Origin of the sequence: Photorhabdus africana, from assembly GCF_035181445.1 — a bacterium.
GTDB lineage: Bacteria > Pseudomonadota > Gammaproteobacteria > Enterobacterales > Enterobacteriaceae > Photorhabdus > Photorhabdus laumondii.
The window spans coordinates 22,086-48,748 of the sequence record NZ_JAXBVE010000034.1 but is presented as its reverse complement, the minus strand read 5'-3'; the positions used below and the strand labels follow the sequence as shown (position 1 = coordinate 48,748).

18 protein-coding genes, 1 tRNA gene and 1 pseudogene are annotated in these 26,663 nt (G+C 41.5%); 6 read left to right on the top strand and 14 right to left on the bottom strand.

The window, feature by feature from the left end; translation table 11 throughout:
- Positions 1-108: 108 nt before the first annotated feature.
- Positions 109-301, bottom strand: a pseudogene (locus tag SLS51_RS17475) (IS982 family transposase); the annotation flags it as partial.
- Between the two features lie 108 nt (positions 302-409).
- Between SLS51_RS17475 and SLS51_RS17470 the strand changes: the two are divergent.
- A complete protein-coding gene (locus tag SLS51_RS17470) occupies positions 410-1,204 on the top strand; it encodes a sulfite exporter TauE/SafE family protein (RefSeq protein WP_323839917.1) in 795 nt (264 codons plus the stop codon).
- 393 nt (positions 1,205-1,597) lie between these two features.
- Here the strand turns inward: SLS51_RS17470 and SLS51_RS17465 are convergent, their stop codons facing one another.
- The 3 genes from SLS51_RS17465 to argF all read right to left on the bottom strand — a co-directional run bounded on the left by SLS51_RS17465 (position 1,598) and on the right by argF (position 6,354).
- A complete protein-coding gene (locus tag SLS51_RS17465; protein WP_323839916.1) occupies positions 1,598-2,842 on the bottom strand; it encodes a phenylacetate--CoA ligase family protein in 1,245 nt (414 codons plus the stop codon).
- Positions 2,843-4,107: 1,265 nt separating this feature from the next.
- The gene (gene pyrB / locus SLS51_RS17460; RefSeq protein WP_323839915.1) at positions 4,108-5,031 is read right to left on the bottom strand and encodes an aspartate carbamoyltransferase; all 924 of its coding nucleotides are present in this window, start codon (positions 5,029-5,031) and stop codon (positions 4,108-4,110) included.
- 306 nt (positions 5,032-5,337) lie between these two features.
- Positions 5,338-6,354, bottom strand: coding sequence for an ornithine carbamoyltransferase (gene argF, locus SLS51_RS17455; RefSeq protein ID WP_323839914.1), 1,017 nt, complete (start codon positions 6,352-6,354; stop codon positions 5,338-5,340).
- A gap of 164 nt (positions 6,355-6,518) precedes the next feature.
- Here argF and rraB point away from each other — a divergent pair, with 164 nt between their 5' ends.
- Complete coding sequence (gene rraB / locus SLS51_RS17450) at positions 6,519-6,926, top strand: ribonuclease E inhibitor RraB (protein ID WP_011148570.1); 408 nt, start codon at positions 6,519-6,521, stop codon at positions 6,924-6,926.
- Positions 6,927-7,040: 114 nt separating this feature from the next.
- Here rraB and SLS51_RS17445 read toward each other — a convergent pair whose 3' ends face one another.
- The 8 genes from SLS51_RS17445 to pepA form a co-directional block, all read right to left on the bottom strand.
- Entirely contained in the window at positions 7,041-9,851 is a 2,811-nt protein-coding gene (locus SLS51_RS17445; protein ID WP_323839913.1) for an RHS repeat-associated core domain-containing protein, read from the bottom strand.
- A gap of 388 nt (positions 9,852-10,239) precedes the next feature.
- Entirely contained in the window at positions 10,240-11,013 is a 774-nt protein-coding gene (locus SLS51_RS17440; RefSeq protein WP_323839912.1) for an amino acid ABC transporter substrate-binding protein, read from the bottom strand.
- 87 nt (positions 11,014-11,100) lie between these two features.
- Complete coding sequence (locus tag SLS51_RS17435) at positions 11,101-11,865, bottom strand: amino acid ABC transporter ATP-binding protein (RefSeq protein WP_323839911.1); 765 nt, start codon at positions 11,863-11,865, stop codon at positions 11,101-11,103.
- A complete protein-coding gene (locus SLS51_RS17430) occupies positions 11,843-12,544 on the bottom strand; it encodes an amino acid ABC transporter permease (RefSeq protein WP_323839910.1) in 702 nt (233 codons plus the stop codon). The genes SLS51_RS17435 and SLS51_RS17430 overlap by 23 nt, the downstream gene beginning before the upstream one ends.
- A 394-nt stretch (positions 12,545-12,938) precedes the next feature.
- Positions 12,939-13,712, bottom strand: a complete 774-nt coding sequence (locus SLS51_RS17425) for an amino acid ABC transporter substrate-binding protein (RefSeq protein ID WP_323839909.1) — start codon at positions 13,710-13,712, stop codon at positions 12,939-12,941.
- A 562-nt stretch (positions 13,713-14,274) separates the two neighbouring features.
- Positions 14,275-17,172: a valine--tRNA ligase gene (locus SLS51_RS17420; protein ID WP_323839908.1), complete on the bottom strand. Its 2,898-nt coding sequence runs from the start codon at positions 17,170-17,172 to the stop codon at positions 14,275-14,277.
- Positions 17,173-17,185: 13 nt separating this feature from the next.
- On the bottom strand, positions 17,186-17,635 hold the full coding sequence (locus tag SLS51_RS17415) for a DNA polymerase III subunit chi (RefSeq protein WP_011148563.1): 450 nt from the start codon (positions 17,633-17,635) through the stop codon (positions 17,186-17,188).
- A 66-nt stretch (positions 17,636-17,701) separates the two neighbouring features.
- Positions 17,702-19,222 carry a leucyl aminopeptidase gene (gene pepA, locus SLS51_RS17410; protein ID WP_323839907.1) on the bottom strand — a complete coding sequence of 507 codons (1,521 nt, stop codon included), beginning with the start codon at positions 19,220-19,222 and terminating at the stop codon, positions 17,702-17,704.
- A 286-nt stretch (positions 19,223-19,508) separates the two neighbouring features.
- On the opposite strand from pepA, the gene lptF reads away from it, so the two are divergent.
- A complete protein-coding gene (lptF, locus tag SLS51_RS17405; RefSeq protein WP_323839906.1) occupies positions 19,509-20,609 on the top strand; it encodes an LPS export ABC transporter permease LptF in 1,101 nt (366 codons plus the stop codon).
- Complete coding sequence (gene lptG, locus SLS51_RS17400) at positions 20,609-21,685, top strand: LPS export ABC transporter permease LptG (RefSeq protein WP_323839905.1); 1,077 nt, start codon at positions 20,609-20,611, stop codon at positions 21,683-21,685. The genes lptF and lptG overlap by 1 nt, the downstream gene beginning before the upstream one ends.
- A gap of 85 nt (positions 21,686-21,770) precedes the next feature.
- On the opposite strand, the gene ampH is transcribed toward lptG, so the two are convergent.
- Positions 21,771-22,988, bottom strand: a complete 1,218-nt coding sequence (gene ampH, locus SLS51_RS17395) for a D-alanyl-D-alanine-carboxypeptidase/endopeptidase AmpH (protein WP_323839904.1) — start codon at positions 22,986-22,988, stop codon at positions 21,771-21,773.
- Between the two features lie 493 nt (positions 22,989-23,481).
- Between ampH and SLS51_RS17390 the strand changes: the two genes are divergently transcribed.
- Both SLS51_RS17390 and SLS51_RS17385 read left to right on the top strand, forming a co-directional pair.
- A tRNA-Leu gene (locus tag SLS51_RS17390) sits at positions 23,482-23,566 on the top strand.
- Between the two features lie 164 nt (positions 23,567-23,730).
- Positions 23,731-24,810: a tyrosine-type recombinase/integrase gene (locus tag SLS51_RS17385; protein WP_323839903.1), complete on the top strand. Its 1,080-nt coding sequence runs from the start codon at positions 23,731-23,733 to the stop codon at positions 24,808-24,810.
- 746 nt (positions 24,811-25,556) lie between these two features.
- On the opposite strand, the gene SLS51_RS17380 is transcribed toward SLS51_RS17385, so the two are convergent.
- Positions 25,557-26,663 (bottom strand): hypothetical protein, encoded by a 1,107-nt coding sequence (locus SLS51_RS17380; protein ID WP_323839902.1) that lies wholly within the window; start codon positions 26,661-26,663, stop codon positions 25,557-25,559.

Sequence of the window (26,663 nt, the reverse complement as noted above, 5' to 3'; positions counted from 1 at the left end):
TTAACATTGTTCTCGGCATGATGGTGAGGTCTGGTTGTTTTTTGGCGAAAGTAATTATATCAAATCATCATGCTGTCTAATAATCCCCCGAAAAACATCAACAACCCCTAGATAAAAATTTTTAAAATCACGGTAATGTGACAGAAAAAGGATCAAAATGGTCATGGTTTCACTGGGATACATGTGATCTTGTCGGAGGCGTAAACGATGCCCGCTATCGAGACAAAATTGTTCTCATCGAGAGATGAAAAAATGGAAAAAAATCATCGACATCACAGAAAATTTCAACTAAGTTGTCCATAGCCTATTCCACCTCGGAGCTGTTTTTGGTGTGTACCAAAACTTTGCTCTTGGAACAGGTTTTTCGTCAATTTCTTATCCAGAATTCGGGTTAATGTAAGGTGCGTGTATGTATATAGATATATTAATTATAATATCTGCATTTGCTGGAAGTATACTATCTGGGCTTTTTGGTGGGGGAGCGGGTTTGATTTTTACTCCTACAATTTATTTATTTTTATCTTATGCTAACCCAAATTCTAGTTATATCATGCAAACTAGCATCACAACAATGATAGCTTCTCTAATGATATCTGGTCTAGTTGCTATTGTTAAACATCACAAATACAACCATATTGATTGGAATGTTCTAAAATGGTCTGCTCCACTAATTATAATTGGTTCAATACTAGGTTGTTTTACCATGACTGTTGTTTCAAGCCGATCGGTTATATATGTCTTCTCTTTAGCAACACTAATTCTGGCGATTAGGTCAACACAAAAATTAATTTCTAATACCCAACAAAATAATACAAATAGAGATCTTGGCTGGTTATTTCGTTATATTGGTTGTTTTTTACTAGGATTAATATCAACTTTGTCCGGGGCAGCTTCATTTGTTGTTCCTTATTATGAGAGCATTGGCTTAGATATTAAAAAATCAATAGGGACAACAACTGTTGTAGTCTGGTTGTATTCTGTATTTGTACTAATATTTATGATATCACTCGGCCTAAATAAAAATAACTTACCACCTGGAAATATAGGTTTTTTAAATTATAATTATCTATGGCTATTCATAATACCAACAATACCAGGGGCATTGTTAGGAGCAAAATTAGCCAATATTCTTCCAGAAAGAAAACTAAAAATTGCCTTTACAGTACTATTGTATTTTATTGGATCAAGTATGTTATTTTCATAATACATCTACTTTTGATAACCTATATCTTGAGCAGGTAATGCTGATCGTACTCTGCCAATGCACCCGGCATATCCATGCCAAAACGGGTTATAGAAATCGGTTGCCACGCCGACAGGTGAAATCCAGCACCTCATCGCGGTTATTTTTGCGGCTGATATCCCTGAGTTTTTTGCTCGCCAGTGTTGGTCATTGTCGTCCCTGTTCATTGTGGGCGGTTTTTTCAAGAAAAGTGTCACTGAAGAATTGTATTAACTGAGATTTTGTGGAGATAATTGTCATCGGCTTTATTCTCTGATCTCGGTATTTTGTTTGGCGACAATTATCAGATCGTAAATAAAGCCTTTTTTCTATCTAAAATAACAGGTTGCTGCTAAAGATCTTATTTATGAAGCGTTACTGTGTACGTAAGTCGGTAATAAATCTTCCCTTACGTCTTATCCCATCCATAAAACGAGAAAAAGGAACAAGTTCAATGCCTAGATAGTGTTGTGGCAGTTTTGCATGAGGGAAAAGCCGGTTAACAGACTCGTGAATAACGGTGCTAGGATCGATATGGTTTTTATCGTGATTCATACAGGAAACAACAATCGTAGCCTTGTCATCATAAATTTCGAGACACAACTTGAGTAAAGGTAGCTCATTTTCTATGTTCTTAATCAGCTTATAGATGTCGGTTTCCGTAATAAACGTATTGCCGAAAGGGTATTGTTTTAGGTAGCGTCTTCCATGAATACTGAACTTACGATCTTCATGTCCCAGTGGATCGATCCATTCTGCGTAGTCTCCGACCTCGACGCGGATGGCTGGTGCCGCAGTACGGAGCAGACTGGTCACCACAGCAAGCCCTATTTGTCCCGGTTCTTCAATGACCTCCTTCGTGACTGGATCGACAATTTCCAGGATGCATGTCTGCGGACAGACGTAAAATTCGTTCTGAGAGAAGCCATGTTTCTGTAGGCCAATCAGGCCAGTCTCAGTTGTGGCATATATAAACGGGATAATAACGGCTTCAGGGAACGCAGCCTGAATAAGTTCAGCTTGTTTGCCATAAAACAGCTCTCCCGTACATAAGATGCGTTTTACCTCAGGTGCAGTTATTCCTTGGCTTTGTAGATGATGTGCAAGGCCAAGAAAGATAGAGTTGATACCAGTCAGGACATTTGCCGAAAACTTCTGCCAAGTACTGATGAGATAATCGAAAGGCTGATCAGAGCCAAGAGGTAATTCACTACAACGTCCCGGAAACTGTTCGATGGTGCCGTGAACAAACATAAAGGAAGCACTATTGCCCACACACAGATTTGCGATGATATCTCCGTCTTTTATGAAACCAAACTTCCAATAATAGTTTGCTAGCATCTTCATTGTAGTCAGCCATTCATCTCGCCCAAACAGCGTAGCTTTAGGTTTCCCCGTTGTGGCAGAGGATTGATAGATAATGCCTGCACTCGTATCGGTATTAAAGAAACGGATGGCATCTTTGTTGTGAACAATTTCCATTAATCTTTCATGAGAAAGGACCGGCAGATCCAACAGAGTGGCGCTTTCAGGACTTAGATCAGCGTAAAGTTCCCTGTAAAGCGGTGAATTTGCTTGTGCTAGTGCAACAATTTGTTTCAATGTCCAAATAGTCATCATGTTTCCTCTACTGGTAGAATTGTAACTTCGGGTTTAGTGTCTGTTGTGTCTGGCTGGAGGTATTTATGACAGACTGCTCTGACCTTATTGCAGAAATCCTGCATCTGTGAGGCAGAAACATTGGCATTGGGCATAATTCTCAGGCCAGCTTTATCTCGGGGTACAATCGGGAAGAAGACAGCATAAGTGTAATAGCCTGCTTCTGGCAGTGCTCGTGCGTTGCGGACGAATGTTATTTTTATTTCTATCGTGTTTTAATCGTCCGTCACGTAGCTCAGCTCCGAATTGAAGATGGATCATCTCCAGTAACAATAACAATCTTGTCAGGAACATTTACACCTAGATATATCCATTCAGGTACGATAAAAGACTCAGGAAAAGGTTTCTTATCAGGCATTTTTATAGGTCATGAAGAATTAATATTTTTAGTGCCCTGTCCATTTAAAAACAATTATCACATTACAATCCAATTTATAATTAAAATAAAATGAAAATGTGATATGCAACACATTAATATCATGAAATTCTAATGAATATATATAATTTAAATAAAAATAAGTAGTTATAATTTATTAGGGAAATCTTGTCATAAATATTCCCGCTAAAATATATTCATTTAGCTATAAAGTATTCATAAAAAGGTTTATTATTTGGCATTTTTATAGACTATAATGTGTTGAAGCTATTATTGTTAATGTTGAAATTTAAGTTAGGTTAAATGGTTAGTAGAGGGTTTTCAGCAGCTATTTACACTTCATACTTTTTTGCTTTTTTAGTGTAATTATTGGGGGGTGTAAAATAAGTAATAGAGTAAGTGTCTGTTTTATATTTAAAATTAATGGATAATATAGGATTTAAAATTGTCATTTAAAGTTTAATAAATTATTTAATGCCTAAAGGATTAATTATTAAAATTGAACTGATTTATAAACAATTTAATCCAAGATTAATATTTATTTTCAATATTAATAAGTATAGGGGATTTTATAGTTAAAAGAATATCTAATCTTAATTATAGAATTAAATATTCAATGGATATAAATAACTTTTCATAATTATGATACCTCTTATTTTATTGTTTTCTGTTATTCCTATGGAAAATTGTTTATTATCTTTATTTAAAGGCTGAGTTTAAATTATTTTTCAGGTTAAAAGATAATTATTTAACGAATTTTAATTTTATCTTGCCCGTTAATGGGCAAGAAGTATTTTGGATTAACTTAAATATAAAATTAACATGGTTAATTATATTCTCGTTACTTTAATCATTCATTTAAAACTAAAGATAATAGAGCCTGACGAGCATAAATACCATTCTCTGCCTGTTGGAAATAATAAGCATAGGGCGTTTTATCGACATCGACAGTAATTTCATCAATACGTGGCAATGGATGCAGAACTTTGAGGTTCTCTTTCGCGCCAGTCAGATCAGTGGCGCGTAGAACAAACTGCACTTTTACATTGGCATATTCGGATGGATCAAGACGCTCTTTCTGTACACGAGTCATATAAAGAATATCTAGCTCCGGTAATACTTCTTCAATATTAGCGTGTTGGCTGTAGGTCGCACCTTTTTCATTCAGCATATGAAGAATATGGTTTGGCATTGCTAATGCTTCCGGGGCGATAAAATAAAAGTGATTGCCATTAAATTTCGCCAGCGCTTGTGATAGCGAATGGACCGTGCGGCCATATTTCAGATCACCAACCATCGCGATGTTTAAACTATCCAGCCGTTGTTGAGTTTCCTGAATAGTGAATAGATCCAGCAAGGTTTGAGTCGGATGTTGGTTAGCACCATCACCGGCATTGATAATCGGAGTGTCACCGGAAAATTCAGAAGCCAGACGTGGGGCACCTTCCTGTGGATGACGTATCACGATGGCGTCAACATATTGGCTGATAACGGAAATAGTATCGGCTAGCGTTTCACCTTTCTTACCCAGAGAGGTGTTACTGCTGTCTGAGAAACCGACAACTGAAGCGCCAAGGCGGTGGATTGCTGTTTCAAAAGAGAGGCGAGTACGGGTGGAGGCTTCGAAGAAACAACTGGCGATAACCTTGGGTTTCAGCAATTCAGGTTGTGGTCTGGCTTTCAGTGCAGCAGCAGTCTGCAACACCAATTCCAGATCTTCGCGGCTCAGATCATTTATTGAGATGATATGTTTGCGATATAACGGATTAGCCATTTTTCACTCTCCTCTAATGCTGACATCCGGGGTGGCGATCATGAATTGATTACCGGGCAAAAAAAAGCCCCTCATTGAGGGGCGTTAAATGATTGGTTTAGCAACGGGAAAACAATGACGGCTAGCTGCCTTCTTTCAGGCAGTTGTGCTTGATGACAAAAATAAGCGCTGTCTTTCATGATTTCTCCCGGCAAATTGTGGCGCATTATACTCGCGAAAAATCTTACAGCAAACATTTGACTGAAGAAAAATAATATTGGCAGGAGCATATCTTTAAAGACATCATCCTGCCGATATTCCAACTAATTAAATTTTAAGATCATTTGCTAATGTTGCGACCATTACCGCTTTAATGGTATGCAGGCGATTTTCTCCTTGATCAAACACAATGCTGTGCTCTGATTCAAAAACTTCATTGGTCACTTCCAGCCCTCCATACATATTAAATTCAGCAGCGAGTTGTTTGCCTAATGCCGTTTCTTCATTATGAAATGCGGGCAGACAATGCAGGAATTTGACTTGTGGATTGCCTGTCATACTCACCACATCCATATTGACTTGATAAGGTTTCAAGAGGTGAACTCGTTGTTGCCAAACATCTTTTGGCTCGCCCATAGAAACCCAGACATCGGTATAAAGAAAATCGGTATTTTTAACCCCTTCGGTGATATTTTCCGTCAGAGTAATTTTACCTCCTGTTTTTTCAGCCAGTTTCTGACATTCAGTCACCAGTGCGGCATTGGGCCAGTATTTTTCAGGGGCAATCAACCGAACATCCATACCCGTTAGTGCCGCGGCTTCTAGCATGGTATTACCCATATTGTTACGGGCATCCCCCAAGTAGGCGAATTTGATTTCTGACAATGGTTTTTCTGGTTGATGTTCCTGAATAGTTAGCAGATCTGCCAGTAGCTGAGTAGGGTGAAATTCATCTGTTAGCCCATTCCATACCGGAACACCTGCATATTTTGCCAGCGATTCAACGATTGTTTGGGCATAGCCGCGATATTGAATACCGTCATACATACGGCCAAGTATACGAGCGGTATCTTTGATCGATTCTTTATGTCCAACCTGGTTGCCACTGGGACCGAGATAGGTGATATTTGCTCCTTGATCGTAAGCTGCCACTTCAAATGAACAGCGGGTACGGGTGGAATCTTTTTCAAAAATCAGCACGATGTTTTTGCCTGTTAACAGGGCTTTTTCTGTACCAGATTTTTTAGTCGATTTTAATTCAGCAGCTAGCTTTAGCAAGGCATGAATTTCTGCTGAGGAAAAATCAAGTAACCTTAGAAAATGACGCTGATGGAACGGATTCATTGTTTGGTGTCTCCGTATTTATTGTTTGCATTTAAATTCAATTTATATCTATAAAAATGCAATTTCAACTCCGTATTAGATTTCTTTGATGTAAACAGTGGTTAGCCCGCCTGTGGTGTGGGAGAATGAGTATTGGGACGGCCAACTGCTTGAGGATATTAGGTATGGCAAATCAGAGAGACTTAGAAGAACAACGCGAAGAAACGCGGCTTATTATTGAAGAATTACTGGAAGATGGTAGTGATCCAGATGCACTTTATGCCATTGAGCATCACTTTTCTGCTGAGGATTTTAGTCTGTTGGAAAAGGCTGCGGTTGAAGCCTTTAAACTGGGTTATGAAGTGACTGATGCGGAAGAATTGGAAGTCGAAGATGGGACTATTCTGATGTGTTGTGATGTTATCAGTGAGTGTGGATTGAATGCAGAACTGATTGATGCCCAGGTTGAACAGTTGGTGAATCTAGCTGAAAAAATTGGCATTAATTATGACGGTTGGGGCACTTACTTCGAAGATCCTGATGAGCAAGATGAAGATGATTTGCCGGAGCAGGGTGAGAGTAGACTTCATTAGTATGAGCAGTATGCTAAGAATCCTGTGTTAGTTCTGGTCGTGATTGATACATGTGATTCAAAACAAAATAGTCCTTATCTGCTTTGGCGAATAAGGACTATTGCATTTAATGGACTATTTTATCAAACCGTGTTCTCTAGCTTTTGCAAGAATGGTTCCCTTCCTAATTTGGTTTGCCTCGGTGACTTCCCTTTTTAATTCTTGCCCTAGCTCATTAGAAACCAGATCCTTATGTTTTTCTGCGAGTCCGCTTAATTCTTCTGCGGTGTGAACAATGCCGGTCACTTTCCATACCAATGACAGACCTTTGAATGCCACTTTGGCTACCGGATGTGGTACGACCGCGGCGGCGGTATCCAGTGTGGCGCCGACCGTCGCCCCCAGTGATGCCCCGGTAATTAGCGTATCTGTTGCGACCTCTTTTAAATCATCAGTTGCTTTTTGCAGCTCTTCCAATTTTTCTGGGCTGACGGTAGCAGTAGCTGCTCCTGCCTTAAATACCTTTTTTATACCGTCCAAGGTGAGACTAAAATTATTAATTGCGTCGGTGCCGGCGGCTTTTGTTAGCGCGGTTTTGTTTAGTTCACCTACATTGCCAGCCGCAGCAAATTCTCCAGCAGCCGCGACTAAACTTGCCCCTTCTTTTATTGCTTGAGCGCCAGGGACTTGTCCCTGCGCGAGATGTTCTGCGGCTTCTTTGCGCCCCGTTATGTTATGGGCCATCTGCTTCATCGGGTCATAGTTTGCTTTTAAAGCACTCGCTTTTTGGGTGATTTTGCTGACTTGTTGATCACCGTAGGATTCAGAGACAGGAGATGGCATCTGAGGCTTTTCAACTTGTTGATTTTTATATTTGTAAAGCTCGTATGCCATACCGCCAATGCCTAATGCACCTGTTGCTACGGTTTTAAACATACGCCCATCTTCATCTATGCCGGTCATTGGATTATTTCTTACCATACGGTACAAATTCAGACCATCTACGGTTCCAGCCGGGTCAGCGCTTAACCATCTACCGGCCCACGGTTGATAATAGCGGTAGCCGTAATAGTACAGTCCCGTTGCATCACGCTCTTTGCCTGAATAACGAATGGTTTTGTAACCGGCTTCAACCTGATTTCTCGCCGCCCATACGGCGGTGCCGCCATAGGGGTAATACTCTTCCCAACTAATCATTTCTCCGTACATATCCAGTTCTAATTCGCTGCTGTGTGTAAGATTATCGTAGCTGTATCTGACTTGATCATTATTTATGCCAGTGGGTTGGCCTTTTTCCCAGTGTAGTACGCGTACTTGTGCTCTTCCTGCTTGCCCGACAGTAATAACGTGTAAGTTTTCGGTGATATTGGCGTCGCTTTGTGTGGTGCGTAATTCTAATCCTGGCAGGTAAGTGACTCGTTGTTGTTGTGTGGTATTGGATGTTTGCTGTGCATTTATTTTCAGTAGACGCGTGCCGTCACTGTTATAGCTGTACCACTCACGCGCGGTGTTACCATTTTGGTTCACTTGTTGTAGTGCTCCCCGTGGTGTCCAGTTTAAGGATTGCCCTGATAACAGACTGGTTTGATGACCACCTGCATCAAAGAATGTATCAACGAGATTGGGATCGTTGGTTAGGGTACTGAGGACACCGCGGTTATTACGGTTTGAAATAGTGATATCTGTGGTGTAGTTATTGTTACTTGCCGGAGCACTATGCCGGATTTGTGTCAGGTTGCCGCTATCGTCGTAGGTATAAGTGCGAGTATAGTTAGTGTAGGTGTTGTCATCGGTAGGAAGAGGGGTAATTAAAGGGGGTAGTCGGTTTTCTTGCTGACCAATGTTAGCCATTTCGCGGCCGGTTGCTTTGGTGAGTTGGTACAGAGAATCATAGGAATATGCATTTTCCGGTACTATTTTCTGATTACGCCAGAATCGGGTTGCTTCTGCATCATTACGAATATTGATCACATTGCCAACGGGATCATATTCATAACGTAAATCTTGTAGTGGTTTTGTACTATCTCTAGTTCGGCGGGTTGTAATGTTAATTAATCGTTGGGTCTCTGGTTCATAGGTATATTCCGTAATAACGCCATTACCGTGCTCTTCTCGTAATTTTTGTCCGGCTGCTGACCAGGTAATAGACTGTACAATAACTTTTTCGGCTTGGCCTTTTAGTGTTAACCAGCTACCTTTCAGTTGGCCCGCGACATCATAGGCCAGCCGTTGTATATTTCCCTTGGCGTCGATTTGAGTTAGCAGAGCACCAATGGCATCAGTTTTATGTTGAGTTGTGAATATGTTGCCATTCAGTTTTGTACGCCAGCTATTTTCATCATCACCGCGCCAATTAGCTTCCTGATCGTCGGCTATTAATTGACGAGACTGTGATAAAACCGATCCTGTTAAGGACAAACTTTCCAGTTGTACCAGCCCCGCAGGATCATAATGGCGTATACATCGCCCGGCGAGATTCTGGTTTTTCTCTGCATCTGTATTGTTTGCCCAAATAAGGCGCTCCGTGGTTTTCTCGTTCTTTTGTATTAACTCGGTGACAGCCAGCAAGCGGCCGGGCAAGGTATTACCTTCATAGTGATGGGTCTGACGAGCGCCGATTGCATTGATAGTCAGTATTGGGCGTCCTTCGATATCGTTCAAGGTAATTGTTCGGCCAGCATCGATATTTTCTTCACGCAACGTATTACCAGCAAGATTAAAGATACGAGTAAAGTTTGAGTCACTCCGGTTTTTATATCTACGTGGGTCCGTGCTTTTTACTTGAAATCCTTGAGTATTAAATTGATAGTGAGTGATCAATTCGTTGCTATTGGTTTCATCAGCTTGAGTACGCAGGTATTCCAGCGTACGTATATTCAACCCTCGATTATCTCGTACGCTGACAGATGGGGTATTTCGGTTAATTGCAGAATTGTAGCGACTCATATTGCAGTTCCTTATGTTGTTTTAATCTGTTAGTCGGCTTAATAGTAACGACCTGAGACTTTACTACGGAATGAATAAAATCTTTAACAGAATAGCGTGATAATTTTTGAGGTTGACAGTATGAGAATTAATATTCCAATAGATAGGGATAGAATACTAAAGGGGAAATAAATTATTTTTATTAAATGATGTTTTTACACCGAAATAAATATTTTAATTATTTGATTGTGATTAAGAGGAATTAATAACTGACTTGAATATATATTTAAAGTAATTGTTAACGAGAAAATATTAATTTAATAATGATTGAAATTTTTTGAATGTAAAAAGCGAGATAATTAATTGATAAATAGATAACCACCTCTTGCAAGCAGAGGCGGTTATTTTCTTATTTAGAAACATCGGTGCCGAAATACTGAGTGGAAATGCGTAAATAGGTGCCATCGGCTTTGATATCGGCTAGTGCCTTATCGATAGCAGCTTGTAGTTCCGGTTCGCCTTTACGAATTAGCACACCGACTGGATCGCCATTGGGTTCAGACGCGACAACTTTTACCGGTGCATTAGGTTTGTGTTTCCTAAAATCGAGATAGGACAGATTATCGTTGATAGTCGCATCGGCTCGGCCGGTAGCAACTAAATCGATGGCCTGATTAAATCCTTCGGTGGGGACGATTTCCGCACCAAAACGTTTTGCCAACTGGGCGTAATTGCTGGTTAAGCTATGGCTTGAGGTTTTACCTTTCAGATCGCTAAACGTTTTTATATTGTCATTATTTTTCCGGGTGATAAGTACGGCTTTAGATATGATATACGGGTCGGAAAAGTCATATTTCTTTTTGCGTCCTGGTGTGATAGCGACTTGATTAAGTACCGCGTCATAGCGTTTGGCATCTAGCCCGGCAATAAGGCCATCCCACTTGCCTTCGGTAAACTGGGCTTTAACATTCAGGCGTCGAGCGATTTCGCGGCCAATATCAATATCAAATCCCGTTAAGGCTCCGGAAGCATCGTGATAAGTAAATGGTGGATAGGTTCCTTCGGTAGCGATTTTGAATACGCCTGCTGATTTAATGTTATCAAGATCAGATTCTGCATGAGCAGAATATGCAATGCCGAATTGAATGACACCCGCTAATAATGCGGTAAGCAACACTTTCATTTTCTTTCTCCAAACTGTTAAGAAATCTATTTGATGGTAATGAACTGATTCTAAGATCAATTACGGCAAGGTTATTTTAACGGTGGGTTATATCTCCCAATCCGGTAAAGTATTGGTTAAGGTTGAAACAAATTCCACAGTACGTTGTTTAAGGGCGCGGGTGAAAATCGTTTTCGACGTTCCCGATTCGACGATTTCCCCGGATTCTAAAAATATGACGTCGTGGGCAAGATTAGCGGCCAGACGCAGATCATGGGTAGCCATTAACATCGTGGTGCCTTCCTTAGCCAACTGCTTTAATACGGCAACAACTTCCTGCGATAACTCTGGATCAAGTGCGGAAGTTGGTTCGTCGCATAATAATACTTTGGGCGAAGGTGCTAGTGCCCGGGCAATCGCTACGCGCTGTTGCTGACCACCGGAGAGAGTGGTTGGAAAGACATCGGCCTTGTGTGACATATCAACCTTTTCCAGTAGTTCAAGCGCTCGCTGTTTAGCCTGTTCACGTGACCATTTCTGAACCCAGATTAACCCTTCCATGATGTTCTCAATGACGGTGAGGTGAGGGAAAAGCTGAAAGTTTTGAAACACCATGCCGGTTTGTTGGCGGATCCGTTGTATATCCTTGTGAGCAATCCGCCCTTTGCCGGTGAAGGTCATGCTTTCATTGTCGATTTGGAGCTTCCCGGCCTGGGGAATTTCTAATAAGTTGATGCAGCGTAATAGCGTGCTTTTGCCACTTCCAGATGGGCCAATCAGTGCGGTCAGGTTGCCTTCCTCAATGGTAAGATCGATTTTTTTCAGGACCTTTTGCCCGTCAAAACTTTTTTCAATGCCGGAGAGTTGAATCATCTTTTAATTCCTGTGTGTCACTCTTTTGCGAAAACTTCTTTTCCAGACGGGCTTGTAGTGATGACAATACTGAACTGATGATCAGATAAAGTATTGCTGCCTCAGTATAAAGAATGAGAGGTTGATAAGTTACCGCTGCAATACGTTGTGCAGCAAGGAAAAGCTCCGGTACGGTAATGACTGAGGCCAGTGAAGTATCTTTCACCAGTGAAATAAATGTGTTTGAGAGTGGTGGGATCGCGATTCTTGCGGCTTGAGGTAGAATGATCCGACGCAATGATTGTGTCCAGCTCATGCCGATAGAATAAGCCGCTTCCCACTGCCCTTTTGGTACAGACAATAAAGTAGCGCGAATTATCTCAGAGGTATAGGCGCCAATATTTAAAGTGAAACCAATCACTGCCGAGGTAAATGCACCTAACGTAATGCCGACGCTAGGTAAGGCATAAAAAATAAGAAACAGTTGTACCAGCAATGGTGTGCCACGGATCAGCCAGACGTAGAATTTGGCGACAGCAATAAGTGGTTTTGGCCCGTACAGCCGGATGAGCGCAACAATAAAACCCAGTATTATACCGAGAGTAAAGGTAATAAGCGTTAGTGGAATAGTGAAAGTAAAGCCCGCATAAAACATAGGCCAAAAAGAATCGAGTACTAGATTAAACCAGGAGGGCTCCATATATTTTCCCTATTGTGTAATATAACTATACCCGTTATCTTTCAAGTTGCCTCTTTGTTGGCTGCACTCGCTCACCCCGGTCACATAGTTTGCTATGCTCCCGGGGATTCACTCCTTTGCCGTCGCGATGCATCTTGAAATCCGTAGGGTATATATATTTATAGTGATTTTTTTAAATATCATATGGCAAGCTGTCAACTTACATATATAAGATATAATTATATCTTATGGTTATTTTGGATATATAAAAAAATTTATATAAATTAATATATATAATATTTGACTAAAATATTTTCTGATTACTCAATTCAACACGGTTGATGATAAAGTTCCCTGGTCAGAGTTTGTATTCAACTTTTAGGGAACTGTCTATCTGAATAAGATAATCTTTCACTTATTCGGGAAGATTATCGCCAAAATATTGGGCCCAGATACGCTGGTAAGTGCCATCAGTTTTGATGTCAGTTATTGCTTTATCAATAGCAACTTTTAGTTCTGACTCGCCCTTGCGGAGCAAAACCGCTGTTTGACCTGCATTGGGGGTTGCTGCAACAATTTTTACTGGTGCGTTTGGCTTATGCTTCTTATAGTCCAGATAAGATAGGCTATCATTAATAGTGGCATCGGCTCTGCCGGTACTAACCAGTTCGATTTCTTGACTAAATCCATGAGTGCCGATAATTTCCGCACCATTATCTCTGGCTATTTGGGCGAAGTTGTTGGTTAGAGTATGTGCTGAGGTTTTGCCTTTTAAGTCGCTGAATTTTCTTATGTTATTATTATCTTTATTAATGATAAGTACCGCTTGCGATGTGATATAGGGGATGGAGAAGTCATATTTTTTCTTGCGCTCAGGTGTAATCGCAATTTGGTTAATTACTGCATCAGAACGTCCGGCATCCAGCCCGGCAATAAGTCCGTCCCATTTTCCTTCAATAAATGTTGGTTTGACATTCAATCGGTGTGCAATTTCACGGCCAATGTCGACATCGAAGCCAGTTAAAGTATCCGAGGCGTCGCGATAAGTAAATGGTGGATAAGCTCCTTCCGTTGCTATTCTGAGTGTGCCGGTGGATTTAATCTTATCAAGGGTTGATTCTGCATTAGCTGAATATACGAGACCGAATTGGATAGTGCTTGTCAATAATAGGGTAATAAGTGTTTTCATTTTGTTTCTCCGGGTTGTTATATACCCGTCATCTTTCAAGTTGCTTCTTTGTTGGCTACACTCACTCACCCCAGTCACATAGTTATCTATGCTCCCGGGGATTCGCTCCTTTGCCGCCGCGATGCATCTTGAAATCCATAGGGTATAAATTATTGAATTAATTTATTACTACCTTAATAATTCCCACTGAAATAAATTATTTATGACAATAAATAATTTGATATTTAATTGGGCTAGAATTGCATTATTGTTTTCCTTTTTACTTGTAATAATGTATTTATATGATTTTACTCTCTGTATAATATGCTAAATATAATTATTTAGATATAAAATAAAATTATATCATATTGTCATTTAAGATATATAAATTTAAAAATGAATAAAATAAATATTCACTTATGTTAAGGAGATAGGTATTTTTATTTTCAATATTTTTGATGATGTTTATATAGAATTAATTAAATTTACATTTTATTATTAATTTTATCGTTTACTATTTAAATTAAAAAGCCACTGCAATTCATTGTCAGTGGCTTTGGTGAGAATTTACTTTTTGAAAATATTACAATGCGGCAATGGTTTCTTTCTGAGCCAGCAGCTTCTCTTTGGATGTATTGCAGCTTGCCAGACGTTCACGCTCTTTGGCTACAACGGCTTCGGGCGCACGGCTGACGAAGCCTTCATTTGACAGCTTACCTTCAATGGCACCAATCTCTTTATCCAGCTTCTCAAGCTCTTTATTTAAGCGACTTAGTTCAGCTTCTTTATCGACTAAGCCAGCCATTGGGATTAATACTTCTGCGCCATTAATCAGTTTAGTGACAGAAATCGGCGCTTCTTCACCCGCAGACAAAAGCGTGACAGAAGATAAGCGGCCCATTGCCTGAATAAAATTCAGGTTTTCCGCTACACGACGTTGTGCATCAGCATCGGCATTACGTAGCAAAACTTCCAGAGGTTTGCCCGGTGCGATATTCATTTCAGCACGGATATTACGTACTGCAATAATCGTTTCTTTAATCCATTCCAGATCGTTCAGCGCCAGCTCATCCGTTTTCGCTAGATCAAATTCAGGGAACGGTTGCAGCATAATGGTATCTGCCTCAATTCCCTTCACCACTTTCACCCGTTGCCAGATGGTTTCGGTGATAAATGGAATAATTGGGTGAGCCAGACGCAATAATCCTTCCAGAACTTCAATCAGCGTATGACGAGCACCACTAACTTCCTCCTCTGAACCTTTGTTAATTGCCGGTTTAGAGAGCTCCAGATACCAGTCACAGAACTGATTCCAGGTGAATTCATAAAGAATATTGGCCGCCATATCGAAACGATATGTATCCAGTGCTTCACGATAAGCTTTTACTGTCTGGTTAAATTCAGCCAGAATCCAACGGTCAGCCAACGATAGTGCCATTTCGCCGCCATGTTGGCCACAATCCTGGCCTTCTGTATTCATCAGAACAAAACGGCTGGCATTCCACAATTTGTTACAGAAATTACGGTAACCTTGCAGGCGTTTCATATCCCAGTTGATATCACGACCTGTTGAGGCCAGCGCTGCTAACGTAAAGCGCAGGGCATCGGTACCATGCGCTTCAATACCTGCCGGGAATTGCTTCTCGGTACGTTTGCGAATTTTTTCAGCCAACTGAGGCTGCATCATATTGCCGGTGCGTTTTTCCAGCAGTTCTTCCAAAGAAATACCGTCAACCATGTCCAGTGGGTCAATAACATTCCCTTTGGATTTGGACATCTTCTGACCTTCTTCATCCCGGATAAGACCGGTCATGTAAACCGTCTTAAATGGAACCTGAGGTTTGCCATTTTCATCTTTGATGAAATGCATGGTCATCATGATCATACGGGCAATCCAGAAAAAGATGATATCAAAACCACTCACCAACACATCGGTTGGGTGGAAAGTTTTCAGCGCGTCAGTTTGTTCAGGCCAGCCAAGGGTAGAGAAAGTCCATAGACCGGAAGAGAACCAAGTATCCAGTACATCTTCATCTTGGTTTAAAGAGATATCTGTGCCCAGATTATTTTCACGACGGACTTCTTCTTCACTGCGACCAACATAGACATTACCGTTGGTGTCATACCATGCCGGGATGCGGTGACCCCACCATAATTGGCGAGAGATACACCAATCCTGAATATCGCGCATCCAGGAGTAATACATATTTTCATACTGTTTAGGTACAAACTGGATATCACCATTCTCAACGGCTTCGATAGCTACTTTCGCCAGAGGCGCAGTACGGACATACCATTGATCAGTCAGCATAGGTTCAATAACTACGCCGCCGCGATCGCCATAAGGAACGGTCAGATCATGAGCTTTAATTTCAACCAGCAGGCCCAGTCTTTCGAACTCCGCCACCATCGCTTTACGGGCAGCAAAACGCTCTATGCCTTGATATTCAGTCGGAATATCAGAGCTGTAAGTGTCAGAAATCTCGCCATGAGTATCGAAAACTTCTGCTTTATGACGGATGTTGCCATCAAGAGTCATGATATTGATCATCGGCAGGGCATGGCGTTTACCGACTTCATAGTCATTGAAGTCATGGGCAGGTGTAATTTTTACGCAACCGGTACCTTTCTCCATATCCGCATGTTCATCACCGATAATAGGAATGCGGCGGTTAATTAATGGCAGAATAATTTCTTTGCCGATTAAATCCTTATAACGCGGATCTTCTGGGTTAACTGCTACGCCGGTATCGCCTAGCATAGTTTCAGGCCGGGTAGTCGCAACGATTAGGTAATCTTTCCCCTCTGCGGTTGTGACACCATCGGCCAATGGATAACGTAGATGCCACATAGAACCTTTAACTTCACGGTTCTCAACTTCCAGATCCGAAATTGCAGTGTGCAATTTCGGATCCCAGTTAACCAGACGTTTACCGCGATAAATGAGATTTTCTTGATACAAACGGACAAAGGCTTCTTTTACGGCGTTGGATAGACCTTCATCCATCGTGAAACGCTCGCGCTCCCAGTCAACGGAGTTACCCAGACGACGCATCTGATTGGTAATCGTGCCGCCGGATTCAGCTTTCCACTGCCAGATCTTATCGATAAACGCATCACGGCCATAATCGTGACGGGTTTTGCCTTCTTCTGCTGCGATCTTGCGCTCAACCACCATTTGAGTAGCAATACCTGCGTGGTCAGTACCGGACTGCCACAAAGTATTTTTACCCTGCATTCGTTGATAGCGGATCATGGTATCCATAATGGTTTGCTGAAACGCGTGGCCCATATGCAGGCTGCCGGTCACGTTTGGTGGCGGGATAACAATACAGAAACTCTCACGGCGGGTATCGCCGTTAGGCTTAAAGTAACCACTTTTCTCCCAATGGTTATAAAGAGGTTGTTCAATTTCTTTAGGATTGTACGTTTTATCGAGAGATGGCTCGGCTTGCGTTTGAGTTGCGGGTGTTTTTTCCATTTTATCTTGATACTTAGTATGTTGGCGGCGTTGCCATGGTCAAATTAAAGCCGACGCTGCGATAGGATTTATATCGTTCACGCGCCAACTGTTTCAAATTTTCATCTATAGGAACGAAGTCTATCACTTCATGGAAAGCGGTGGCAAAGTCTGCAAATTGCGGCAACAGATTTATTAGGATATCACGGGGGGCATTTCCCCGTTTTTGCGGCCAACATAACTCAACTGGTGCGCCATATCTTGGCCCTTCACCCGCAAGATTATGTGGAACGAACTGATGAGGTTCCCGTTGCCATAAGGCTTCATCTAACTTTTCTGCCTGCTGCTGATTTTCACAGGCAATGAGTACCCGTTTTCCTGCTCGCCATTGGTCAGCCGCAAATTGACATGCCAACCATTCGTGAGCTTGCAAATCTGCCTGAGGTGATGGCTGTTCCAGTAAATAAAACGTGGCACTTTTCATAATGTCTCTGTTACGGAGAAAGGGCATTGTCAAATGCCCTTTTGATAAACTAAGAGAGGAATCAAATCAATCGTCGTTATTGATACCGGCACTTCCCGCACGATTTAACAGGAATTGTGACAGTAGTGCAACCGGGCGACCTGTTGCGCCTTTTGCTTTACCTGAACGCCAGGCGGTACCTGCGATATCCAGATGTGCCCAGTGATATTTTGTTGCGAAGCGGGACAGGAAACAGGCTGCGGTAATCGCACCACCCCCACCGCTACCGCTATTCGCCAGATCGGCAAAGTTAGAATCGATTTGTTCGAGGAACTCGTCAGTCATTGGCAAACGCCATGCGCGATCACCGGATTGTTCTGAAGCATTGAGTAACTCATGGGCCAGTGGATTATGGTTGGATAACAATCCACTGTAATGGTTACCAAGAGCCGTTATGCAAGCACCGGTTAGTGTAGCGATATCAATGACTAATTCTGGATCAAAACGTTCAACATAAGTTAATGCATCGCACAGAACCAGACGGCCTTCGGCATCGGTGTTGAGTATTTCGACAGTCTGACCAGATAGGGTGGTTAAAATATCTCCAGGTCGGTAAGCGCGACCTCCTGGCATATTCTCGCAGCCTGCCATGACGCCGATGACATTGAGTGGTAATTGTAGCTCAGAAACCACACGCATCACGCCATAAACCGTTGCAGCCCCACACATATCGTATTTCATCTCATCCATGCTACCAGCAGGTTTGATTGAAATACCGCCGGAGTCAAAAGTCAGCCCTTTGCCAACCAGAATGATGGGCTTGGCCTTTTTATCAGGACTGCCTTTATATTCCATGACTGACATCAGAGATTCATTTTGAGAACCTTGACCAACCGCCAGATAGGCATTCATGCCTAGTTCTTTCATCTGCTCTTCACCAATCACTTTTGTTGTAATATGGCTATTGGCAAAATCTGCGAGCTGGCGTGCCTGAGAAGCCAGATAAGCTGCATTACAGATATTGGGTGGCATATTACCAAGATCTTTGGCCGCTTTGATACCGGCAGCAATAGCGAGGCCGTGCTGAATTGCACGTTCACCGCTGGTTAATTCCCGACGGGTCGGAACATTGAAAACCATTTTACGCAGTGGGCGGCGCAACTCATTTTTATTACTTTTTAACTGGTTGAAAACATAGAGAGATTCTTTTGCTGTTTCTACCGCTTGGCGTACTTTCCAATAATTATTGCGGCCTTTAACATGCAATTCTGTTAAGAAGCAAACAGCTTCCATTGAACCTGTTTCATTGAGGGTATTGATAGTTTTCTGAATAATCTGTTTATACTGGCGTTCATCCAATTCGCGCTCTTTACCACAGCCGATAAGCAGAATACGTTCAGATAACACATTGGGAACATGATGCAGCAGCAGTGATTGACCAACTTTGCCTTCTAATTCACCACGGCGTAGCAATGCACTGATGTAACCGTCACTTATTTTATCAAGTTGTTCAGCGATAGAGGAAAGGCGACGAGGTTCGAAAACGCCGACAATGATACATGCACTACGTTGTTTTTCCGGGCTACCGCTTTTTACACTAAACTCCATGCGTTCTCCTGAATCTTAAAGACAAAGGCGGATACTATCGCTAAAATATAGCGTTCCGCATTAATCTACCCCATAGAAAATTAACTATTTATGTTAAGCTAAACGCACTATTTGTTATTATTTAGCTAACTATATAAGTATGTTCTGACTGGGAACCTGAATATGGAATGCTTCGATATCATTTTAGCAGTGAGGAAGCCAAACTGATGCACATAATAAATGGTATATATACAATGAAGTTAGCGATTTTCCTGCAAAAAGACAAGTTTTCACAGGCGTAATAAGCGTGATCATCATTAGATATCTGGTACGGGAAACCCTGAAAAGCCAAGTTGCGATACTCTTTATCCTTTTACTGATCTTTTTCTGTCAAAAGTTAGTGGAAATTCTGGGTGCCGCAGTGGAAGGAGATATCCCGGCAAATTTAGTTTTATCCTTGTTAGGGTTAGGTGTGCCTGAGATGGCGCAGCTGATTTTGCCCCTGAGTCTGTTTCTTGGGGTATTGATGACTTTCAGTAAACTCTATACTGAAAGTGAAATTACTGTTATGCATGCGTGTGGCTTGGGCAAGCGTGTGCTGGTGGTTGCGGCGCTGATTCTGGCGTTATTTACTTCTGCGCTAGCGGCAGTGAATGTCACTTGGGTCATGCCGTGGTCCTCGAAATATAAAGAACAGGTGCGGGCCGATGCTAAAGCTAATCCAAGCTTGGCGGCGATCATGGAAGGGAAGTTTAAACCTTCCGAAGATGGTAATCTGGTGCTCTATATTGGCAACGTGCATGGCAATAAATTTGAAAACATATTTCTTGCCCAGCTTCGCCCCGTTGATAACCAGCGTCCTTCCGTTGTGATCGCTGATGGTGGTCATATGGTGGAGCGGCCTGATGGTAAACAGGTGGTTATCCTTAATCATGGTACGCGTTACGAAGGTACAGCAATGTTGCGTGATTTTAGGATCACTGAGTTTCATGACTATCAAGCGATTGTCGGGCATAGGTCTTCAATCACAGATAGTAATAAAGTTGAACAGAAGTCCATTGCCCAGTTATGGCAGGATAATGACAAGGATTCCCGCGCTGAATTCCATTGGCGTTTGACTTTGGTGCTCTCGGTACTGATTATGGCCATGATGGTTGTACCGTTAAGTGTAGTCAACCCGCGCCAAGGGCGGGTACTCAGTATGTTGCCTGCGATGCTGCTATATCTAATTTTCTTCTTACTGCAAAGTTCTCTGCGTTCTAACGGTAGTAAAGGCAAATTGGATCCCCTTATCTGGATGTGGTTAGTTAACGGGGCTTACCTGATGTTGGCGCTGGTTCTCAATATTTGGGATACCTTGCCGATGCGTAGGATCCGAGCTCGTTTCAAAGACCGAGGAGTAGTCTGATGTTTGGTGTATTGGATCGTTATATCGGGCGGACTATTATACAGACTATTCTGATGACGCTGTTTATGCTGGTATCACTCTCTGGCATTATTAAATTTGTTGAGCAGCTAAGAAAAGTGGGGCAGGGGGAATACACCACTATTTCCGCTGGTCTTTACGCTTTGTTAAGTGTGCCGAAAGATATTCAGATATTCTTCCCGATGGCAGCTTTGCTTGGCGCCTTACTGGGGCTTGGTACGTTGGCAACCCGTAGTGAGTTGGTGGTCATGCAGGCTTCTGGATTTACCCGTATGCAGATTGCTGGCTCAGTGATGAAAACGGCTATTCCGTTGGTGATCCTGACTATGGTTATCGGTGAATGGGTTGCGCCACAAGGTGAACAGATGGCACGTAATTACCGGGCTCAAAAGATGCTTGGTGGTTCTCTGGTTTCAACAACTAAAGGTATGTGGGCGAAAGATGGGGACGATTTTATCTACATCCAGCGGATTGTGAGTGATACAGAGATTAAAGGCGTCAATATCTATCATTTTAGTGATGATAAAAAACTACTCTCTGTAAAGTATGCCGCCAGTGCGGTTTACGATGAGGATAACGACCTTTGGAAACTTTCTCAGGTGGAAGAATCTGATCTGACAGACAGTAAAAAAATCACTGGCTCACAACGTATTTCTGCTGACTGGAAAATTCTCCTGACGCCAGAGCAGTTGAATGTGGTAGCGCTTGAGCCTGAAGCACTTTCCATTAGCGGCTTATATCAGTACATCAAGTACCTTAAGCAGAGTGAACAGGAATCAGGCCGTTATCAACTGAATATGTGGAAAAAAATATTTGCGCCGCTTTCAGTTGCAGTGATGATGTTGATGGCACTCTCTTTCATTTTCGGACCATTGCGCAGTGTGCCGATGGGAGTGAGGATAATAACAGGGATTAGCTTTGGCTTCCTATTTTATGTACTTAATGAGATCTTCGGCCCACTGAGCTTAGTGTACAGCATGCCAGCAGTTTTGGCGGCGCTGTTACCAAGCTTGTCGTTCCTTGCTGTGAGTATTTATTTACTCCTTAAGAGACAGTAGTTTTTAGAAATTGGGGAACCATAGGGATAGGGTTTTTGGCTAAGAAACCCTATCCTGGATATCTCGATTTTAGGACGTAAAAGATTCAAGCTTGATGGTGATTTTTCGACAATGCAGTGACTAGTTGATTAACCCCCGTTGTTACGCTACTGAACTGGCTGTGTTGTTTACGGGTGATCACCACAAACACCCCGATATTTTGTTCGGGGATCATTGCCATATACGTATTGAACCCACCTCCACCACCGGTTTTCTGATAAATACCCGGTACATCGCCGCGGCCGTTCATGTAAACCCACCCAAGGCCAACGCCATCTGCCTGACCGGCAACATCCATCCCTTTAATTGAAGCCAGAGCGGAACGCTTAAAATAAATACCTTGTTCGCGACTCGCGGTTTGTTTACGTAACTGACTGTCTGATGATAAAAATTGCTGCATCCAGCGCTGCATATCTTTTGGTGTTGAATAGATTCCACCACTGCCTGCCGCAGCGATCGTATTTAGACATGGACTCGGCTTATAACTTTCCATCAAACGAGCACACTGAGAGCGGTTTGGTGTCAGTGTAGTGTCTTTCATGCAATAAGGTCCGGTGATCTTATCGTGTAACAAACGGGTGTATGGCTTACCCGTAGCCTTAGAGAGCGCATCTGCCAATAAATCGTAAGCCAGATTGGAATAAGATGCTGTTGTGCTTGGTGCGGAGTCTAATTGAGCTGTTTTTAGCCAGGTCCAGCGATTGGCTTGTGTAGGCCAGACAAAAACAGGACGCCCCCATCTACCTTCCGGTTGCTCACGAGGTAAACCACTGGTATGGCTTGCCAAGTGGAATAACCGGATAGGTTGAAGAGGGCTGTATTGGGGCACTTTCACGCCATAATAGCTATAGTCCTGCAACGGATCGGTGGAGCGCAGAACCTCATCCTCTTCGAGCTTGATCATAACCTCACTGGTCATCAACTTAGTCAGCGAGGCAATACGGATGATTGAATCAGGCTTGGGACGGATGCCGTTTCCCGGACGAGTTTCACCGAAACTGCGGTAAACCGTTTGATTATTATCAATCACCACCATCGCCATGCCTTGCGCATTGCTGCCGTTGAAAATATCCTGTGCATACTGATCAACCAACTGTGAAGCCAGCTTTTTAGTTCTCGCATTTCCTTCGAACACTTCCCATTTCAATGGTTGTTTCTTCGGTTGCAGAAACTTTGCCGAATATATTTTATTTGAAGAAGAGCAGGCTGTAAGAGCCAACATCATGGTAGAAATGGAGAAAATCTTAAAAAACTGTTTATTCATTTTGAATTGACCAATCAGGCATATTTCCAGTGAATTCACAAACAGGCTAAAGATAGCAAAAGCGGCTATTTATTCTTTTTAAACAATGCCATCAACGCACCAATGACAATGCCCAAAAAGATCCCGGCACCAATCCAGCTAATAATCGTCATAACCATTTACCTCATAGTGAACTATCATGCTGAGATTATATAAGGTGATTATAGGTTGTCTATCAGCGTCGGATGTTTCAGCTAACTATGATTGTAAAAGTTGTTGCGGGGAGAGTCGTTTTTTCTCTGGTATTGTAGAGAAGGCGTTATTTCAGGTGGAAAAGACATTGCTAGGTGTACTTTTTAGGGTTTTGATGTTCAGTAATTGAACGCACATTTGTGTTGAGAAATGAGTTTGATCTTTTTTTCAACACTTAAACCAAAGTTAGAGGGATAACAGTTGCTAACAGATCGCTGACAGGTATAATGACCCTCGTTTTCCGCATACTACTTACTTCAGTGCCGAAGTGGCGAAATCGGTAGACGCAGTTGATTCAAAATCAACCGCCTTCGGGTGTGCCGGTTCGAGTCCGGCCTTCGGCACCATGACTATGTTCATAGCAGTTCACCAAAGTCCACTTATCCAAGAAAACTCCTTATAAATCAAATAAAATAGTCTATCAAGGTCTATTGTCGTCCGTTGCAATCCACATATCTGTGGGGGCATAATTGGGGGCATCTTCCGATTCGATTAATAATGTGCCCCCAACATGAAACTCAATGCCAGGCAAATAGAGGTAGCAAAGCCAAAAGATAAAGCCTATAAACTCGCTGATGGTGGCGGGTTGTATCTGGAAATTACTCCGAGAGGTTCAAAATACTGGCGTATAAAATACCGCCGACCTACTGATAAAAAAGAAGACAGGTTAGCATTTGGGGTTTACCCGGTAATTTCTCTTGCTGATGCCAGAGCTAAACGTGATGAGGCTAAAAAACTGATAGCTAGTGGTATAGATCCCAAAGCAACACAGAAAGAGACACAAGCTGAGGCATCAGGCGAATTCAATTTTGAAACTATTGCTAGGAAATGGCACTCCAGTAATAAGCGGTGGGGTGACTATAACCGGGCGCGTGTACTGCGCAGCCTTGAACAATACATCTTTCCTCATATTGGTAAAATTGATATCCGTCAGTTAAAGACTAGTCATCTATTAGTACCTATCCGAATGGTGGATGATGCAGGAAAGCATGATGTAGCTCAACGGCTCCAACAGCGGGTAACTGCTATCATGCGCTATGCCGTACAAAATGACATTATCGACAGTAATCCGGCTATAGATATGGCCGGGGCGCTGACCATGCCTAAAACTAAACATTATCCTGCATTGCCATCCAATTGCTTTCCTGAATTATTGGAACGTATAAGTCATTACCGTGGCAGGAAAATTACACGTTTAGCGGTGGTACTGACTTTACTCACTTTTGTGCGTTCTAGTGAGTTACGTTTTGCACGATGGGATGAAATTGACTTTAATAGTTCAGTGTGGGAGATACCTGGTCAACGAAATCCAATCGAAGTAGTTCGTTATTCTTACCGTGGCATGAAAATGAAATCAGCCCATATTGTGCCGTTGAGTAATCAGGCAATAGATATCTTACAGCAACTTAAAGAGCTTAGTGGGGACAATGAACGGCTTTTTCCCGGCGACCATGATCCTAATAAAGTTATGAGCGAAAATACGGTAAATAATGCATTACGAGTGATGGGATATGATACAAAAACGGAAGTATGTGGGCATGGTTTCAGAGCGATGGCTTGTAGCGCTTTAGTTGAATCCGCCTACCAATAAACCCATGATCTTTCAAATTATAAATCATTTCTAAATATGGGTTGTAAGAATCAACGGTTTTGAATAATAACAAAAATGCGGTTAATGTTGATGATGACAATGTTATAAAATCAACATATTTTTTTACATAAACAGGGACGGTTGAAGGACTAATGGTAAACATCATATACAAAATGAAGCCAAAGACGAGTGGTAAAATAAATAAAAAATGTGGAAGTTATAATCAAAAAAAAGATCGATTGTGAAACAGGTGGCTATTATTATTAATGGGAGAACGAAATAAGAAAAATAATGTTTGGTTTGTAACATTCTGGGAAGGTTTTGCGAAGTTTCCTGCTCAGGTTTTTTAGGTGTCTGATATGTTAGATCAATATTACAGTGTATTTCGATTCCATCAATAATACCTTTGAGATTTACATCACCTATTTTTTTACTCTAGCCTTCTGGTATTGCTTTGTTGTTTTCGCTCATTACATTTACCTTCACTTTGATAAGATCAGAACGGTTGGTAACATTCTATTCCTTTTTAAAACAAGGAGACAGCATAGCTTGAATGTTTTTTTAACGTTTCCTATGAATTTTGTTTTACCTTTTCAGACCAAAGGAAGGAAAAACAAGGCAACTCAGAGAAGCGGAGCTTCGATGAGTTAGCCCTTGCTTTGACATTTGTTGCTAAGAAATTTTAAGCCACTCTCTTGTCAAAAGTGGCTTTTTGTAAACGTGAAAATTAATTTTTATAAAAGTAATTATAAACTTGAATATCTCGGTCTTAGATAGAAGCGATAAGGTTTATTAAAATAATCTAATTCATAGTATTCTAGATTATAATCAATATCATGATTTTCGTAGAAGAAAGCATCATCCTTACTGACCTGTGTTTCTGGATCTATAAGATTTTTTCTTCTTGCATCAAAAACTACCAAGTAGGCTTGAGGTAATCTTTCAGGACTACTAGTGAACTCGTTATCTATGTACTCAATTAATTGTTTAGCACCTTCTCGTGCCCTGTTTTCGTCATAGATAGTATAAGGTTTATTAGGATTCTTTGGTGCGATTTTTAAAGAAGTACCAAGCCATTTTATTTCAATAAGAGCGGTTGCTTTACTGTGAAACCATGAAATTTTTATATCTACGGGTTTTGTATCATCTGTATTTTGTTCTGCCCTAACATCAGCATCTTTTAATGTCATATTCAAAGCCTGAACGAGAGAGTTACGCATGATATGCTCTGGTTTGTTGGTTAAAAATAACCTTGCACCAGCGACTCCATTGTGCCAAATGGATTGAAGAATTTTACATGTTGTCTCTCTCGCCATTTTGATATAGTACGTTTTCAAAGCATCATCTAATGAATGGTAAGTTGGCGCACAAAAGTTGCTTGTTATCATTGGTGAAAGAGGAACTACTTCATCAGTAAAGGAGCCAATGTAAAAATGCTCTTTTTTATTATTGAGGCTATAAAATATATAATTTTTACGCAATGTTTCGTCATTGTGTAAATCGTTGTTTTCAGTTATTGATAAAGCACAGGCTCCATCATTTAAAACTTCAAAAGATATACATTTGTCTGTTCGCGATGATATTATTGTATGTATGTTTTCAAAACCATAAATAAGTGTGAAATTCCCTTTTGGGAATATCATTTCTTTATTGTCAAAGTTTTCAACTTTAATGCAAAACATTAAATTAAAGCTTACCCTTTCTGCTGGGAAATGTTGATAAAATATCTTTATCCTATCCATTAAAAAAGAAAGTTTATCAGTACCGTTCTTACCAAAGACTTGATTTGCATGAAGTGTCGGACTACTTGCAATTAAATCACGAATTCTTCCAAGGTCTGCCTCGATAAACAT